The organism is Myceligenerans cantabricum (genome assembly GCF_054777735.1).
In genome coordinates this window covers 237,726-254,114 of sequence record NZ_BAAHAJ010000013.1, presented here as the reverse complement: position 1 = coordinate 254,114, position 16,389 = coordinate 237,726, and the positions used below count along the sequence as shown (strand labels likewise).

The following is a 16,389-nucleotide window of genomic DNA, read 5'->3' as shown; positions in this document are numbered from 1 at the left end:
AGCGAAACCGGCCGCCGTCCCGGTGTCCGCCGTGCCGAGCGGTTCAGCCGAAGATGCCCGGGAGCGTCGCCTCGTGAGCCTCGCGAGCCTCCGCCAGCGAGATCTCGAACTGCCCCTCGATCTCCACCGTGTCGCCGCCAGTGACGCCCAGGCGGAGCGCCGGGATGCCGTACTCGTCCGCGAGGTGGATGAGGTCACCCTCGTGGTCCTGCGTGACGGCGACCAGCACGCGCGCCGTCGACTCGCTGAACAGCGCCACGAACGGGTCCACCTTGTCGCGCCCGGTCACGCCCTCGAGCGCGACCCGGGCGCCGACGCCGAACCGCAGCGACGCCTCCAGCACTGCCTGAGCCAGCCCACCCTCGGACAGGTCGTGCGCCGCGACCTCGAGCTCGTCCTTGCGGGCCGCGACGAGCAGCGCCGCGAGCGACCGCTCCGCCTCCAGATCCACCTGGGGCGGCATCCCGCCGAGGTGCCCGTGCACGACGTCGGCCCACGCCGAGCCGTCGAGCTCGTCCCGCGTGGTGCCGAGCAGCATCACCGACAGCCCTTCCGTGCGCCAGCCCGACGGCAGCGCGGTGCGCACGTCGTCGAGGACGCCGAGCACGCCCACCACAGGGGTGGGGTGGATCGCGGAGTCGATCCGCCCCGGCTCGCCGGTGCCGTTGTACAGGGAGACGTTGCCGCCCGTCACGGGGACGCCGAGCGTCTGGCACGCGTCCGCGAGGCCCTCGATCGCCTCGACGAGCTGCCACATCGAGTCCGGGTGCTCCGGCGACCCGAAGTTCAGGCAGTCGGTGACGGCGAGCGGCTCGGCACCGACCGTGGCGACGTTCCGGTACGCCTCCGCGAGCGCCAGCGCGGCTCCCGTGCGCGGGTCGAGCTTGCCGTAGCGGCCGTTCGCGTCGGTGGCGAGCGCGACGCCGAGACCGGTGGTCTCGTCGACGCGGACCACGCCGCCGTCGTCGGGCTGCGCGAGCGCCGTGTTGCCCTGGACGAACCGGTCGTACTGGTCCGTCACCCAGGTCTTGGAGGCCAGGTTCGGGGCGCCGAGCAGGCGCAGCGCGGTCTCCCGCAGCTCCTCGCCCGACGACGGCCTGCCGAGGCCCTCGGCGACGTTCCCGCGGGCGTTGAGGCCGTCCTGCCACTCGGGGCGGGCGTACGGCCGCTCGTAGACGGGACCTTCGTGGGCGACGGTCTTCGGGTCGACGTCGACGATCCGCTGGCCGTGGTGGTCGATGGTGAGACGGCCGCTGTCGTTGACCTCACCGATGACGGCGGTCTCGACGTCCCACCTGCGCGTGATGGCGAGGAACGCGTCGAGCTTGTCCGGGCGGACCACGGCCATCATGCGCTCCTGCGACTCCGACATGAGGATCTCGCCGGCGTTCAGGGTCGGGTCGCGCAGGAGGACGTCGTCGAGCTCGACGTGCATGCCGCCGTCGCCGTTCGAGGCGAGCTCGCTGGTGGCGCAGGAGATGCCGGCGGCACCGAGGTCCTGGATGCCCTCCACGACCTTCGCGCCGAACAGCTCAAGGCAGCACTCGATGAGCACCTTCTCCATGAAAGGGTCGCCCACCTGCACGGACGGGCGCTTTGCCGGAACGCCGTCCTCGAAGGTCTCGCTCGCCAGGATGGACGCCCCGCCGATCCCGTCGCCGCCCGTCCGGGCGCCGAAGAGCACCACCTTGTTGCCGAGGCCGGTGGCGTTGGCGAGGTGGATGTCCTCGTGCCGCAGCACGCCGAGGCAGAGCGCGTTCACGAGCGGGTTGCCCTGGTACGAGCCGTCGAAGACGAGCTCGCCGCCCACGTTGGGCAGGCCGAGCGAGTTGCCGTAGCCGCCGACGCCGCTGACCACGCCGTGCACCACGCGCGCCGTGTCGGGGTGCTCGACGTCGCCGAACCGCAGCTGGTCCATCACGGCGACCGGCCGGGCACCCATCGAGATGATGTCGCGGACGATGCCGCCGACGCCGGTCGCGGCGCCCTGGTACGGCTCGACGAACGACGGGTGGTTGTGGGACTCGACCTTGAAGGTCACCGCCCACCCGTCGCCGATGTCCACGACGCCGGCGTTCTCGCCGATACCGACGAGGAGGTTCTGCTTCATCTCCTCGGTGACGCGTTCACCGAACTTGCGCAGGTGCACCTTCGACGACTTGTAGGAGCAGTGCTCGCTCCACATCACCGAGTACATCGCGAGCTCGGCGGCCGTCGGGCGGCGCCCGAGGATGTCGCGGATGCGCTGGTACTCGTCCTGCTTCAGACCCAGCTCGCCGAACGGCTGGACCTCGTCGGGCGTGGCCTTCGCGTGCTCGACGGTGTCGAGCACGGGGCGTGCGGCCTGAGACGCGGGCGCGGTCATGTATCCCTCGCGTGCGGTGGGGGAGCGCAGAGCAACGGCTGCGCAGGAACATTGCGCGAAATACGCGCGCGCACAGTCTATCGGTCGCGTGCCTCGCGCACTCCGGAAGCTTCGGTGAGACACGCCACCGCAGGTCACGCCGACGCATCCCGAACGGGGCGGGCGGAGCCCCACGGAGAGCGCCATCCGGGCCGCCGATCGTGTGACGCATGCCATCGGTCAAGGTCACGTTGTCGAACGCGCCACACCGGCCGCCGTGAACCTGGATGGCGGCTGAACAAGTCGGACATAACAGGTTTGCGCATCTTGCCAAGGTCAAGAAGAACCCGTCCTGGCCAGGGGGTTTCGCGCTCATACCATATGGTGGTTTGATTCGCACATGCAGATGCTTCGCACCTTTGCCAAGGACGCCTTCCGATTCGGGCTGACCTCCTGGCGATGGCTCGGCATCAGTGGCAAGACCCCTCGCTTCACCACCTGCTTCGGGGACGTCTTTCTCGAGTCGCTCGAGGGCTGGTGGTTCCTGGACACGATGGAGGGGACGCTGGAGCTCCGCTGGTCCACCGCGGTGGACATGTACGCCGAGCTCGAGGCGCCGGACGGACGGGCCACCTACCTCATGGACGACCTCGTCCGCGACGCCGAGCAGCGTGGGCTCCGGCTGGGCGCGAAGGACATCTTCACCTTCAACCCCCACCCCGCGATCGGCGGTGACATGACCGCCGACACCCTCACGACGATGCGTTTCAGCCTCGCGCTCAACTGGGCCGGGACGATGCACGAGCAGCTCCGGCAGGCACCGGCGGACTCCGCGGCGCAGCCCCAGGCGCCGGCAGCCGCCCTGTGGGTCAGCCAGGCGGCCCCCGTGCGCGTCGACACAGCACACCCGGCCTACGCCGAGCCGCACCCGCCGACGGGATCGTTCGCCGTCACCGGACCCTACGGCCACGTCCCGACCGAGACCGGGACGTTTCCGCACTACGACCCGTCGTTCAGCACGTACGACACCCAGCAGGCCGCCGGGACCTACGAGGCCGAGCCGATGACCGGCCAGCACGCCGCGGCGGCGCCCGCCCCGCGTGAGGACCCGCGCCCCTACGTACAGGCCGGCGAAGCTCCGGCCTGGGACGACATCTGGGGCCGCTGACGCTCGGCACCCGCCCCGGCGCGGCGCCTCCTCGGCGTGCGCAGGCGGCGCTCCCGCTCCGCGCCGGCGATCAGACTCAGCTCGGCCACCGTGACCTTCCGGGCATGCCGCAGCAGCCGCGTCTCCAGCGCGGCACGGCCGCCCCGGTGCAGGCCGCAGGTGTACCCCAGGATCGTCTGTGCGTGGCCGTAGGTGATCTTGCCGCTGCGCAGCGCCGCCAGCGTCCGCGGGTGCTGGTGCACCAGCGCCCGTGACTCCTCGACGAGCCCTGCCGCCGAGTCCGGTGAGACCCGCAGCACCTCCGCGAGCCGGTCCGCGACGATCCCGGCGGCGGACTCCCTGACCCTCTGCCCGGCCGCGTCGCCCTCGGCCTCGCCGAGCGCCTCGGGGGCGATCTCCTCGACGTGCGTGCTCGCCCACGCTCCCAGCTCGCTCATCAGTACCGCGCGTGACGCGGCCAGCGACGCGAGGAGCGCGTCCACGGCAGCGACCGCGTCGATCGCCTCGGCGAGCGAACCGAAACCGCCCCCCTCCGGCTCCGTCGTGACCGCTCCGCGCGTCACGACGACCGACCTGCTGGTGGTTGTGCTGCCCATGGCTCATCCTCTCGAGACCCCAGATTCGAACATGTGTTCTAACCGTAGCGTCGACCGCCGTCGTCCGCCACCGGGACGCTCCGGGAGAATGGCGGGGTGCGCGCCTCACACGTCATCACCGCCGCGGCCGCGGCCCTCCTCCTGGCCGCGCTCGTCGCAGCGCGCGCGGACCTCGGCAGCGAGCCCGGGCCGTCCGCGTCGGCGCCGTCCGCATCGTCCACCGGGACACCGACACCGGCACCGGACGCCCCGGCGTCGCCGCGCGCGCCCGAGGAGCAGCGCACCGTCACCGCCGCGGGCGTCGAGGTGGAGATCACGGCCGCCGAGATCCGGGTCGGCGGCCCCGGGGACGACGGCACCCGCCGCATCACGGTGTCCGGCTCGCCCGCTTACTCCACCGCGACGGCCGGCGCCGACCTCGTCGAGCACGGCGACGGGAGCGTCACGGTGCTGCGCGACGACGCCCCTGTCGCCGCGCTCACACCCGCGCAGGACGGCCGGGACGGCGGAGGCGGCGCGGGCCCGGACGCCAGGAGCCTCGTGCTCGGCGAGAGGGCGCTCGGCTCGGCGACCTGGGCCCGGCGGGAGGGTGAGGGCGGGCTGTCGCTCGCCGTCGTCCCCGAGCCCTGGGTACGTGGGGGCGGGGAGTCGACGCTCGACCTGCTCGCCGCCCAGCTCGCCACCGCAGAGCCCGAGACGGACAGCGACACGATGCGCGACCAGCTCGCCTGCCACCACCTCGGCGCGCCCGACAAGGCCTCGTGGAACCTGGAACCGTGGCGGCCCGACGTCGGGGCGATCGGCACCATCGCCGCACGTTGCAACCCGACGGACTCCTGACCTGCGGAACGCCTTCCGGGGCGTGCGCTCGGGCCGCGAGGGGCCTCGGACGCGGTGACACGCGGCCGTGATGGGATCGTGACGCGGGACGGCTCGGTTCGGCGTGCAAGCCGTGTCGTCCTGGGGTTTCCTGGAACAAGTGGTGTCGGCGTCGGCAGAGGGCGTCAACACCCGAAGACCACCATCAGCAACCCCCAGCTGAACCTTGCGGGACCCCGGTTCGCGCAAACACCATCCCCCGCGTCCCCAGACCACGTGGGAGCCCCCGTGCAGGGCCACCAGCACCCGCACGGGAAGAACCTCGGCAGGGAGGCTCCCCCATGACCCGTGTACTCATCCTGGGCGCGCTCGTCGCCATCGTCTGCGGCGCGCTCCTCGGCTTCACACTCGCCTACGGCCAGTGGATGTTCTCGATCGGTGCCCTCATCCTCGGGATCGGCGGGGCGACCGTCGTCGCGCTCGCCGCTCCGGAACCCGAACCCGCGCTCGCCCCCGTGACCCTCGCCGGCCCCGTCGTCCGTCCGATCATCGAGCTCGACGACGAGCCCGAGATCCCGGAGCCGGCAGCAGCGGAGACCATCACCCCGGTACCGGCGATCGTCCCGCTGGAGCCGGACCGGATCCCGCACGCCGCCTGACCACCGGACCCGATCCGCGGGTCGACCGCCCCGAGGGCGGTCGACCCGCGGGTCGGAGCGCGTCAGAGAGGCCTGATCGTGCCCGTGAAGTGGCGGGTCGGCCGGCCCGGGCGCCAGCCGTCGTAGACGAAGCCTCCGGCGGGCCCCGCCGCAACGTCCGCACCGGCATCCGAGGCATAGCGGATCGCCACGTCGACCGCGCCGGGCAGCAGGACCGGCTTGAAGAACTCCACGGTCCACTCGTACGCCCCGCCGCGCCGGGCCGGGCCCACCTCGGCCAGCGCGCGCGCCGCCGTGTACATCCCGTGCGCGATCGCGCGCGGGAACCCGAACGCCTTCGCCCCGAGCGCGGACAGGTGGATCGGGTTGCGGTCCCCCGAGACCGCCCCGTACCCGGGGCCGATCTCCTTCCCGAGCCGCCAGCGCGCCGTCGGCAGCGGAGGCGCCCAGGCCGCACGGTCTCCGTGGTCGCCGGCACCGCGTGCGGCCACGTCCCCGGGCACCGTGAAGCCCTTCGCGAGGTACGTCGAGACCGCACGGTACGCGGCCTCGCCGTCGGCCAGCACCTCGGCGACCATGTCGACCTGGACACCGCGCCGGTGCGCCCGGGCGTTCTCGGCCCACGCCCGGAGCTCGAGGCGGTCACCCAGCCGCACCGGCCGCAGCACGCGGACGAAGTTGCGCAGGTGCACCATGCCGAGCAGCCCCAGCGGGAAGTCCTTGCGCACCATGACCGCCGTCGCCATCGGGAACGCGAGCACGTGCAGGAAGCCCGCGGGCAGCACGTCCGACGCCGGCTCCCCCACCACGGCCTGGTAGGCGGCGAGGTCAGCGGCCGCGGCCGCGCTGTCGACGCCCGCGGCCCGGTACACCACCCGCGGCAGCACGACGTCCCGCCCGGGACGCTTCGTCGCCGAGCCCGCCGCGCCGCGCGCGTACAGCCCGCCCAGCGCGGGCACGTCCCGCAGGTCCGTGACGGCGTACGACGGCGGGGGCCCCACCTCGGGCGCGTTCGTCACCTCGTCGGCGCTCGCCACGGCGGTCACCTGCCCACCAGGTGCTGACCGCAGACACGGAGCGTCTGACCGTTGATCCCCGCCGCCGGGTCCGACGCGAGGAAGCAGATCGCCTCGGCGATGTCGACCGGCTGGCCGCCCTGCGCCAGCGACGGCAGCATGCGGGCCACCGAGCGGGTCGCGAACGGGATCCGCGCCGTCATCTCGGTCTCGATGAAGCCGGGCGCGACGGCGTTCGCGGTGCCGCCCACGGCGGCGACGAGCGGTGCCGTGGCCGCGGTGTGGCCGATCACGCCGGCCTTCGAGTAGCCGTAGTTCGTCTGCCCCTTGTTGCCCGCGATGCCGGAGGTCGAGGCCAGCGACACGATCCGCAGCCTTTCCACGCCCAGCTCGAGGAGGCGCGCGTTGATGCGCAGCTGCGAGGCGAGGTTCACGGCGATGACCGGGTCCCAGCGGTCCGCCGTCATGTTGGCGAGCAGCTTGTCCCGGGTGATGCCCGCGTTGTGGACCAGGATGCCGAGACCGCCGAGCGGCTTCGCCGCCGCGAGGATCTTGTCGGCGGCGTCGGCGGCGGTGACGTCGAGCTGGAGCGCGACGCCGTTCACCGAGTTGGCGACGGCGGTCAGGGCCTCCCCCGCCGCCGGCACGTCGACGACGACGAGCTTCGCCCCGTCGCGCGCCATCGTCCGGGCGATGGCGGCACCGATGCCCCGCGCGGCGCCGGTGACGACCGCGACCTTGCCGGCGAGCGGCTGGTCCCGGTCGACGTCACCCGCGGCGTCGGACGGACCGACCGGGAGAACCTGGCCGTCGACGTACGCCGACTTCGCCGACAGGAAGAAGTGCAGGGCCGCGACCGCGGAGACCGAGTCCACCGCGGCGCCCCCGGCCAGCTGGACGCCGTTCGCGGTGGAGCCCCCGCGGAGCTCCTTGCCGACCGAGCGCACGAAGCCCTCGACGCCGGCGCGGGCCGCGGCCACCGCTGGGGCGTCACCGGTCTCCGAAGCGCGCGAGACGGTGAGGAAGCGCCCGTTCCCGGCAAGCCTGCGCAGCGTCCCGCCGGCGGTCAGGACCGCCTCGGAGACGTCCTGCGGGTGCCCGGCCCCGGTGAGCACGAGGACGACGGCGCCGAGCTTCTCCCCCTCGGACAGGTCCGCCGAGCGGCGTACGTCGACGTCCCAGCCGGTGAGAACCTTGGCGACGGCGTCGGCGTCGGACACCGAACCGTCGTCGGACACCACGAGCACCGGGCCGACGGTGAGCGGGCTGCCGGGCTTGTACCGGCGCAGGATCGCGGGCTGGGGCAGCCCGAGCTTCTTGACGAGCGGCTTGAAGCCGCCGTTGGCGAAACGGGTGTAGCTGTCGGTCACGGTGTCCTCTTGGCTCGTGGTGGCTTCGATGGTGGTGATCAGGCGGACTCGACGAGAGCGGTGACGCCCAGGCCGCCGGCCGCGCAGACCGAGATGAGCGCGCGCACCGGGTTTCCGGTCTCGGCCGCCTTCGCGTGCACGAGCTTGGCGGCCGTGGCGACGATGCGGCCACCGGTCGCGGCGAACGGGTGGCCCGCGGCGAGCGAGGAGCCGTTCACGTTCAGCCGGCTGCGGTCGACCTTGCCGAAGGCGCCGGGCAGCCCGAGCTCCTCGCGGCAGTAGGCCTCGTCCTCCCACGCGGCGAGCGTGGTCAGGACGGTGGAGGCGAACGCCTCGTGGATCTCGAAGAAGTCGATGTCCTCGAGGCTCAGGCCGTTGCGGCCCAGCAGGCGGGGGACGGCGGCGGCCGGGGCCATGAGCAGCCCCTCGTGGCCGTGCACGAAGTCGACCGCGGCGGTCTCGGCGTCGACGAGCTTCGCGAGCACCGGCAGGTCGCGCTCCTCGGCCCACTCCCGCGAGCCGAAGAGGACCGCGGACGCGCCGTCGGTCAGCGGCGTGGAGTTGCCGGCGGTCATCGTGGGGGTCGACGGCGAGCCGTCCTCGCCCGTGAGCTGCTTGCCGTAGACCGGCTTGAGCCGCGCCAGCTTCTCGGCCGAGGTGTCGGGCCGCATGTTGTCGTCACGGGTCAGGCCCTTGAACGGGGTGACGAGGTCGTCGAAGAAGCCTTCTTCCCACGCGCGGTGCAGGTTCTGGTGGGACCTCAGCGCGATCTCGTCCTGCTCCTCGCGGGTGATGCCCCACTTCGCGGTGGTGATGGCCTGGTGCTCGCCCATGGAGAGGCCGGTGCGCGGCTCACCCGTGTCGGGGGCCTCGGGAGAGAGCCACCGCGGGTGCCCGAGCACGGGCAGCAGAGCCTTGATCCGGTCGCCCGTGCCGCGTGCGTGGTTCGCCTGGAGCAGAGCCCGGCGCAGGTCGTCGCCGACGGCGATCGGCGCGTCGGAGATCGTGTCCGTCCCGCCCGCGACGGCGGAATCGATCTGGCCCAGCCGGATCTTGTTCGTCACCGCGATGGCGGCCTCCAGGCCGGTGCCGCACGCCTGCTGCAGGTCGTAGGCCGGCGTGGACGGTGCGAGCGAGGAGCCCAGCACGCTCTCGCGGATCAGGTTGAAGTCGCGGCTGTTCTTCAGGACCGCGCCGCCGGCCACCTCACCGAGGCGCTCGCCCTGCAGGCCGAAGCGGGCCACCAGGCCTTCGAGCGCCGCGGTGAACATGTCCTGGTTGCTGGTACGGACGTACTTCTTGCCCGCGCGCGAGAACGGGATGCGGTTGCCGCCGATGATGACGGCCTCTCGGGTGGTGGGGATGGAAGAGGCCATTTTCGTCAGGTCCTTCACGTCGTCGTTGGGAAGCACTGGGCGGACAGGAGCCCGAAAGGTGTCCGAGACTCACAGTACCTGATACTGTCAGTCTCGTGAGGCGGAGCACAAGAGCGAAAGCCCGAGAAGGAGAAACTCGATGAGCGTCACCGTGGACGGACGATCGACTCGCTGGGCAGACCACCGCACCGCGCGCCGGGCAGAGCTCGTGCGCGCGGCCCGGAAGGCCGTACACCGCCTCGGTCCCACGGTATCGATGGACGAGATCGCCGCAGCCGCAGGGACGTCGAAGTCGATCGTGTACCGGTACTTCGACGACAAGGCGGGACTGCGCCTCGCCGTCGCCGAGGCCGTCGTCGCCCAGATGCACGACACGCTCCAGGAGGCCGCGCACAGCGCGGCCAGCCCCGAGCGAGCACTGCGGGCCATGGTCCGCGTCTACCTCGAGATGATCGAGTCCTCGCCGAACGTCTACTGGTTCGTGACCAGGACGTCCATCGGCGGCAACGACCCGATCTCGCCTGCCGACGCCTCCGGCGGGCGCGGCGCCCAGGGCGCCGCCTCGCCCGTCGGGTCCTCCGACGCCCCCCTGGGCGCCTACCTGGACTCTGTGATCGAGCTCGTCGCGGAGCCGTTCGCGCAGGCCGCCGACGTCACTCCAGAGGACGCGGCCGCCTGGGCGGCCGGGGCCGTCGGCTTCGTCCGCGGCTCCGGCGAGTGGTGGCTCGGCCACCGCGTCGCCGGACAGTCCGTCACCCGGGAGCAGCTCACCGAGCGAGTGAGCCTCTGGCTCTGGACCGGCCCCGTCGGGGTCCTGCACCCCGAGGGGTCCACCACCGGCGCCTGACCACCCCGCACTCCTGCCTCAACCTCGCGGCATCCAGCCGCCGACCCCCGAGGAGCACCGATGACGACCACCTCCGAACCCATGAAGACGATGTCGGCCACCCCCGCCGCCACGCCGCCCGGGACAGTACCCGCCACGCCCGCAGACAGGGCCTCCGCACAGTCCGGGCCCGCCCGGCCCGCGCTGTCGGACGGCCCGCGCCTCGACGTCGCAGAGCTGGAGAACCTCCTGCTCGGCCGTTGGAAGGAGGTGCGCTCCCACGCCCGCCACCTGGTCGCCGAGCACGACGAGATCTGGAAGATCGACGGGATCCCCAAGGAGGAGCACCGCGCGCGCACCCTAGAGATCATGAAGTTCATGGCGCGGGACGAGCAGGCCCAGGTGTGGCGCGCGTTCCCCGAACGCCTCGGCGGCAACGACGACGCCGGCGGCAACCTCGTGGGCTGCGAGGAGCTCTTCGCCGCGGACCCGTCCCTGCAGATCAAGTCCGGGGTGCAGTGGGGCCTGTTCGCGGCCGCGATCCTGCACCTCGGCGACGAGGAGCAGCAGGATCGCCTGCTGCCGGGGGCCATGGACCTGTCGGTGCCGGGCGCCTTCGCGATGACGGAGACGGGCCACGGCTCGGACGTCGCGTCGGTGGGCACCACGGCGACCTACGACCCGGAGACCGAGGAGTTCGTCATCGACACCCCGTTCCGCGGGGCGTGGAAGCAGTACCTCGGCAACGCGGCGGAGCACGGCGTGGCCGCGACGGTGTTCGCCCAGCTGATCACCCACGGCGTGAACCACGGCGTGCACTGCTTCTACGTGCCGATCCGGGACCCGCGGACGATGGAGTTCCTGCCCGGCGTCGGCGGCGAGGACGACGGGCACAAGGGTGGCCTCAACGGCATCGACAACGGCAGGCTGCACTTCACGGACGTCCGGATCCCGCGCCGGGACCTGCTCGCCCGTTACGGCCAGGTGGCCGCGGACGGCACCTACACGTCGCCGATCGACAGCCCGGGACGCCGCTTCTTCACGATGCTCGGCGCGCTGGTGCAGGGGCGCGTGACCCTGGACGGCTCGGCCTCGGTGGCGTCGAAGGTCGGCCTCGCCATCGCCACGAAGTACGCCGACGAGCGCCGGCAGTTCGTACCGGGCGAAGGCCAGGACGAGATCACGCTGCTCGACTACGCGATGCACCGCAAGCGCCTCCTGCCCCGCATCGCGGAGACCTACGCGATCTCGTTCGCGCACGACGAGCTGCTCGACCTCTTCCACGCCGTGTTCTCAGGCAAGGAGGACACCCCCGAGAAGCGCGAGGACCTGGAGACGACGGCGGCCGCGCTCAAGGCGACGTCCACCTGGTTCGGCATGGAGACGCTGCAGACGTGCCGGCAGGCGTGCGGCGGCGCCGGCTTCCTGTCGGAGAACCGCTTCACGTCGATGCGCTCGGACCTCGACGTGTACACGACGTTCGAGGGCGACAACCACATCCTCCTGCAGCTCGCGGCGAAGCGGCTCGTGGGTGATCACGGCAAGCGGCTCGCCCGGGCCGCCAAGTCCCCGGCCGGCGTCGCCGGCATCGTGGCCGGCCAGGTGAAGGACACGCTGCTGCACAAGGCGCCGCTGCGAAAGCTCGGCCAGAGCGTGGCGGACGCGGGCGGCGGACGCGCCGCGAGCAACCTGCTCGACGCCGGCACCCAGCGCGCCCTGCTGCAGAGCCGCGTGGACGGCATCGTGCACTCGGTCGCGATGGGGATGCGTCCCGCCCTGGGCATGAAGGACCTGGTCAAGGCGCAGGAGGTCTTCGACGACAACCAGGTCGAGCTCATCGGCTCCTCGATCGCCTGGGCCGAGCTGTTCCGCTGGGACGCGTTCACCACGGCGCTCGGCAAGATCGAGGATCCGGCGACCCGCGCGATCATGACGACGGTCCGGGACGTCTACGGCCTGACCGTCATCGAGCGCAACCTCGACTGGTACCTCGCCAACGGGCGCCTGTCGGCGTCGCGCGCGAAGGCCGTGCCGACGACGATCCACCACCTGCTCAAGAGGCTTCGGCCGCACGCGGTGGACCTCGTGGACGCGTTCGGCTACGGCCAGAAGCACCTCCGTGCGCCGATCGCCGACGGCTCGGAGCGCGTCCGGCAGGACGAGGCGATGACGTACTACCGCGAGCTCGTGGCGTCGGGCAAGGCGCCGCGGTCCGAGAAGTCCCTCCGGAAGACGGCCGCGCGGGGCGCCTGATCCTCGTCCGGGCAGAGAGGCGCGCCGAGCACACCTCGCTCGGCGCGCCTCGTGCTGCCGCGGGACGTGCGGGACGTCAGAGCCAGCCCTTGCGGGCGGCGTGCCAGCCGAGCTGGATGCGTGTCGCCACGCCGGCCGTGTCCATCATGGACTTGACCCGCCGCTGGACCGTGCGGAGCCCCAGCTCCAGGTGCTTGGCCACGGCCTGGTCGGTCAGTCCGGAGAGCATCAGCCCGAGGATCTTCAGGTCCAGGTCGTCCAGCTCGCCGCCGATGCCGTCGGACTGCACCCGCAGCGGCACCGCGTCCCGCCAGAACGCCTCGAAGAGCGCGATGATCCCGTCCAGCAGCCCGCTCTCGTGGATGATCAGCGCGGAGACGGCGTCGACCTCGTCGTTCGACCGGAGCTGGCCCTGCACGGGGACGATGGCGAGCCGCCGGTCGATGACGAACGCCTTGATGGGCACGTCGTCGGCGATGCGGACCTCTTCGCCCGCCCGGACGGCGTCGGCCATCGCCTCGACCGTCAACAGGCCCTCGTCGAGCATCGAGCGGTCCGCGACGGCCCGGTAGCGCACACCCCGCTCGACGGCGTCGTCCTCGGCCGTGTTCTCGTCCGTGCCCATCACCAGGACGGGTGGGCGCAGGAAGGTCTCGACGGTCTCGTGGGCGCCGGCCTGGAGCTGCAGGATGCGCTGCAGCACGGCGTCGGAGCCGCGCACCAGGTCGACGATGTCGCTGGCGGGCCGCATGTCCGCCGCGCGGCGGTACTCCTCCTCGAGGTCCAGCATCTCGAGCTGCGCGGACCGCAGCTCCTCCGTGCGGCGCGAGAGGATCGCGCCCAGGGCGATCTCCGGCGGCGCCGCCTGGAACCGCGAGTTGTCCGTCCCCTGCCGCGCCGCGAGACCGTGCTCCTCGAGGACCTGCAGCACCGCGTAGGCCGTGCCGGGGTCGGTGCCCACCCGGCGGGCCAGCTCGCTCGCGTCGAGCGAGGGCGCGCCGACGAGCTCGCGGTATGCGAGCGCCTGCGTCTTCGACAGACCGAGCACGTTGCCGAACATTCTCACCCTCCAGCAGAAGTGGATGCACCGAGGATGCGGCGAGGATACGCCCCGGCGGGTTACCGCCACGATATTCGATCCGCGCGCGCGTGGGTTCCGCCGCGCCGTGCCCGTGGTGCGGTGCCGGCACAGGCCACGGGCCCCGTACTCCGTCCGCGGAGTACGGGGCCCGTCGTGCGCCAGGACCGACGAGTGCGTCAGCCGTTGGCGGGCGGCGGGGCGGTCGTGCCGCCCGCGGGCGGCGGCTGCACCTCGCCCTGGCCGCCGTGCGCACCGATCTGGCCGGTCGACTCGGAGAGCGCGGCGAGCCACTCCTCCCACCTGGCCCGCATCGGGCCGATGAGACCGCCGCCGACGCCGACGATCAGGATCCCCGCGATGGTCACCAGGACCGCCGTCAGCACCGCCGTCGTCACGGACACCGCGATGCCGACCTGGTTCAGGGCGGCGACGATCCCCAGGAACAGGATCCCGACCGAGGCGGCCTTCGCGACCAGCGGGCCGTACGAGACGCCGCCCATGGTCGACGTGAGCAGGTCCTTCACCGCGTTCGCGATCGCTCCGGCGACCACGACGATGACGATCGCGACCACGAGCTGCGGCAGCCAGCCGACGATCTCGTTGACGATCTGGCTCACCGGGTTGGTCGGCCCGAACGCGCTGAGCGCGAGCTGCAGGACGATGAGCAGGATGAAGTAGTAGATGATCTTCGTCAGCAGCGTGATGGGCTCGACCCCGGACCCGGCGAGCAACCGCCCGGCACCGGCCCGGTCGAGCAGCTTCGTGAAGCCGACGCGGTTCAGGATCATGCCGACGAACCTGGCGATCGCCTTGGCGATGAGCCAGCCGACGAAGAATATGACAAGGAACACGAGAAGCTTCGGGACGAAGCTTGCGACCGAGCTCCACGCACTGGTCAGACCTGATGTCCAGTCCATGATTTCCCCTCTCCCCCTGTGAGATGTCTCGTCGTGCCGGGGTATGTCATCCCCGGACACTTCCGGCACGCGACGAACGTAGCCCGCTGGTGGGCATCACGCGCGCGCAGAAAAGACGGTGAAGGGCAATCAAGTACGCATCACTGCAGGTCAGAAAGATTCTGAGGAGATTTCACCCGGCAGCGGGCGCATTTCCGTTCTTCTGGTTTCTTCTGGAACTACAAGACATTTCGCAGAGTGTAGATCCGCAGGTCAGGCGTCGTCCGGCAGGCATCCGACGGCGTCCGCCAGATAGCCCGCGGCGGCCGTGGCGAGGAGCCCGGCCAGCCCGGAGCCCTCCGGCACCGGCCGCGGGTCGTCGACCACGACCCAGAGCCCGTCGACGACGTCGTACCGCGCCTGCGGGCCGTCGGCGACGAGTGCCCCCACGGCGGCGACCAGCCGCTCCACCTCCTCGCCGGCGGTGCCGACCCCGATGGAGGCGCGCACGGCGCCGGCGTCGAACCCGAGCCGCCCGAGCAGCGGGTGCGCGCAGAACCGGCCGTCGCGCACGCCGATGCCGTGCTCGGCGGACAGGTACGCGGCGACCAGGCCCGGGTCGTAGCCGGTGACGGTGAAGGTCACCACGCCGACCGGGTCCTCGGCGTCGTCCCACACCCGGACCACGGACACCTTGTCGATCGCCTCCAGGCCCGCCACGAGCCGGCGGCGCAACGCACCCTCGTGCGCCCGGACCTCGGCCGGGTCGAGCGTGGCGAGCGCCTCGCAGGCCGCGGCCAGCGCGACGGCACCGATCACGTTCGGGGAGCCGGCCTCGTGCCGGGCGGGGCCCTCGTGCCAGTCGGTCCCCGCGGTGCGCACGCGCCGGACGGCGCCGCCGCCCGCGAGGTACGGCGAGCCGGAGTCGAGCCAGTCGCGGCGGCCGACGAGGACGCCGGAACCGTAGGGCGCGTACGTCTTGTGACCGGAGAAGGCGAGGTAGTCGACGCCGGTGTCGGCGAGGGAGATGCGGCGGTGCGGGACGAGCTGGGCGCCGTCGAGCACGATGCGCGCACCCTGCTCGTGGGCGGCGGAGACGAGCTCGGCGAGCGGGAGGGACTCCCCGGTCACGTTGGACGCACCGGTGACGGCGAGCAGGGCGTACGGCTCTCCGGCCGCGGCGCCGTCGGCCAGCTCCTCACGCAGCCGCGCGAGCGTGGCGGCGACCGTCGTGGCGCCCGTGAGCACGGTGGCGTCGGCGCCCCGCTGCCAGGGCAGGAGGTTCGCGTGGTGCTCGACGTCGAGCACGAGCACGCTGCCCGGGGCTCCGGTGGCCGGGTCGGCGGGGACACAGCCGGCCAGGAGGTTGAGCGAGTCGGTGGTGTTGCGCGTGACGAGCGTCAGGTCGTCCTCGCGCGCTCCGACGAAGTCACCGATCGACCGGCGGGACGCCTCGTACAGGGCGGTCGATACCTGGGACAGGTAGCCCGCTCCCCGGTGCACGCTGGCGTACAGCGGCAGGGTCTGCGCGACGCGCCGCGCGACGGAGTCGAGGGCGGGCGCGGAGGCCGCGACGTCGAGGTTCGCGTACGGGACCCGCCGCCCGTCGACGAGCGGGGCCAGCGTGTCGTGCCCGACGACGGGCAGGAGCGGGGCGACGCCGCCGACACCGGCTTCCCCGTGGGCCTGCCCGGACGCGCGAGCGGGCGTGGTCGTGGTGTCGGTCGTGGCCGTCATGGCGTCCTCCAGCGTTTCCTGGGGGAGTCGTTCCCCGCGCTTGCCGCGAACGGTGTCGAACGCGACCAGGTCGTCACCCGGGGCACCCCACCGCGGTAGGAGGGTTGCCGGCCAGCGAGCCGGGGCTTGTCGCTGGCGCTCATGACCTGGCGACATCCTGCGGTCCGCACGGGGACGCGTCAACGGGTGTCCATATTTTGGTCTCACTGTGTGATCGGCCGGTTCGAGTGACGTACGATCACGTCGAC

13 protein-coding genes and 1 riboswitch are annotated in these 16,389 nt (G+C 72.3%); of the genes, 5 read left to right on the top strand and 8 right to left on the bottom strand.

Features of this window, described 5'->3' with window-relative positions; all coding sequences use genetic code 11:
• Positions 1-43: 43 nt before the first annotated feature.
• Entirely contained in the window at positions 44-2,365 is a 2,322-nt protein-coding gene (purL, locus tag ACYU96_RS18280; RefSeq protein ID WP_460756775.1) for a phosphoribosylformylglycinamidine synthase subunit PurL, read from the bottom strand.
• Positions 2,366-2,744: 379 nt separating this feature from the next.
• Here purL and ACYU96_RS18275 point away from each other — a divergent pair, with 379 nt between their 5' ends.
• Positions 2,745-3,512 carry a hypothetical protein gene (locus ACYU96_RS18275; RefSeq protein WP_460756772.1) on the top strand — a complete coding sequence of 256 codons (768 nt, stop codon included), beginning with the start codon at positions 2,745-2,747 and terminating at the stop codon, positions 3,510-3,512.
• Here ACYU96_RS18275 and ACYU96_RS18270 read toward each other — a convergent pair.
• On the bottom strand, positions 3,461-4,108 hold the full coding sequence (locus ACYU96_RS18270) for a hypothetical protein (protein ID WP_460756769.1): 648 nt from the start codon (positions 4,106-4,108) through the stop codon (positions 3,461-3,463). The two genes, ACYU96_RS18275 and ACYU96_RS18270, sit on opposite strands and share 52 nt — an antisense overlap.
• 96 nt (positions 4,109-4,204) lie before the next feature.
• Here ACYU96_RS18270 and ACYU96_RS18265 point away from each other — a divergent pair, with 96 nt between their 5' ends.
• Positions 4,205-4,948: a DUF2599 domain-containing protein gene (locus tag ACYU96_RS18265; RefSeq protein ID WP_460756766.1), complete on the top strand. Its 744-nt coding sequence runs from the start codon at positions 4,205-4,207 to the stop codon at positions 4,946-4,948.
• Between the two features lie 320 nt (positions 4,949-5,268).
• Positions 5,269-5,586, top strand: coding sequence for a hypothetical protein (locus tag ACYU96_RS18260; RefSeq protein WP_460756764.1), 318 nt, complete (start codon positions 5,269-5,271; stop codon positions 5,584-5,586).
• A 62-nt stretch (positions 5,587-5,648) separates the two neighbouring features.
• Here the strand turns inward: ACYU96_RS18260 and ACYU96_RS18255 are convergent, their stop codons facing one another.
• Genes ACYU96_RS18255 through ACYU96_RS18245 form a run of 3 tightly spaced genes read right to left on the bottom strand, consistent with a single transcriptional unit; the run spans position 5,649 to position 9,348 of the window.
• Complete coding sequence (locus tag ACYU96_RS18255) at positions 5,649-6,623, bottom strand: MaoC/PaaZ C-terminal domain-containing protein (protein ID WP_460756761.1); 975 nt, start codon at positions 6,621-6,623, stop codon at positions 5,649-5,651.
• Between the two features lie 5 nt (positions 6,624-6,628).
• Entirely contained in the window at positions 6,629-7,972 is a 1,344-nt protein-coding gene (locus tag ACYU96_RS18250) for a 3-oxoacyl-ACP reductase (protein ID WP_460756759.1), read from the bottom strand.
• Between the two features lie 38 nt (positions 7,973-8,010).
• Positions 8,011-9,348, bottom strand: coding sequence for an acetyl-CoA C-acetyltransferase (locus tag ACYU96_RS18245; RefSeq protein ID WP_460756756.1), 1,338 nt, complete (start codon positions 9,346-9,348; stop codon positions 8,011-8,013).
• 139 nt (positions 9,349-9,487) lie between these two features.
• Between ACYU96_RS18245 and ACYU96_RS18240 the strand changes: the two genes are divergently transcribed.
• Together ACYU96_RS18240 and ACYU96_RS18235 are read left to right on the top strand one after the other, a co-directional pair.
• Positions 9,488-10,195 (top strand): TetR family transcriptional regulator, encoded by a 708-nt coding sequence (locus ACYU96_RS18240; RefSeq protein ID WP_460756753.1) that lies wholly within the window; start codon positions 9,488-9,490, stop codon positions 10,193-10,195.
• 60 nt (positions 10,196-10,255) lie between these two features.
• On the top strand, positions 10,256-12,427 hold the full coding sequence (locus ACYU96_RS18235) for an acyl-CoA dehydrogenase family protein (protein WP_460756751.1): 2,172 nt from the start codon (positions 10,256-10,258) through the stop codon (positions 12,425-12,427).
• 76 nt (positions 12,428-12,503) lie between these two features.
• Here the strand turns inward: ACYU96_RS18235 and ACYU96_RS18230 are convergent, their stop codons facing one another.
• The 3 genes from ACYU96_RS18230 to ACYU96_RS18220 form a co-directional block, all read right to left on the bottom strand.
• Complete coding sequence (locus ACYU96_RS18230; RefSeq protein ID WP_460756748.1) at positions 12,504-13,487, bottom strand: helix-turn-helix domain-containing protein; 984 nt, start codon at positions 13,485-13,487, stop codon at positions 12,504-12,506.
• 197 nt (positions 13,488-13,684) lie between these two features.
• On the bottom strand, positions 13,685-14,425 hold the full coding sequence (locus tag ACYU96_RS18225) for a membrane protein (RefSeq protein WP_460756746.1): 741 nt from the start codon (positions 14,423-14,425) through the stop codon (positions 13,685-13,687).
• A gap of 252 nt (positions 14,426-14,677) precedes the next feature.
• Positions 14,678-16,141: an aminotransferase class V-fold PLP-dependent enzyme gene (locus tag ACYU96_RS18220; protein ID WP_460756743.1), complete on the bottom strand. Its 1,464-nt coding sequence runs from the start codon at positions 16,139-16,141 to the stop codon at positions 14,678-14,680.
• 31 nt (positions 16,142-16,172) lie between these two features.
• Positions 16,173-16,288, bottom strand: a riboswitch (SAM riboswitch).
• Between the last annotated feature and the right edge of the window lie 101 nt (positions 16,289-16,389).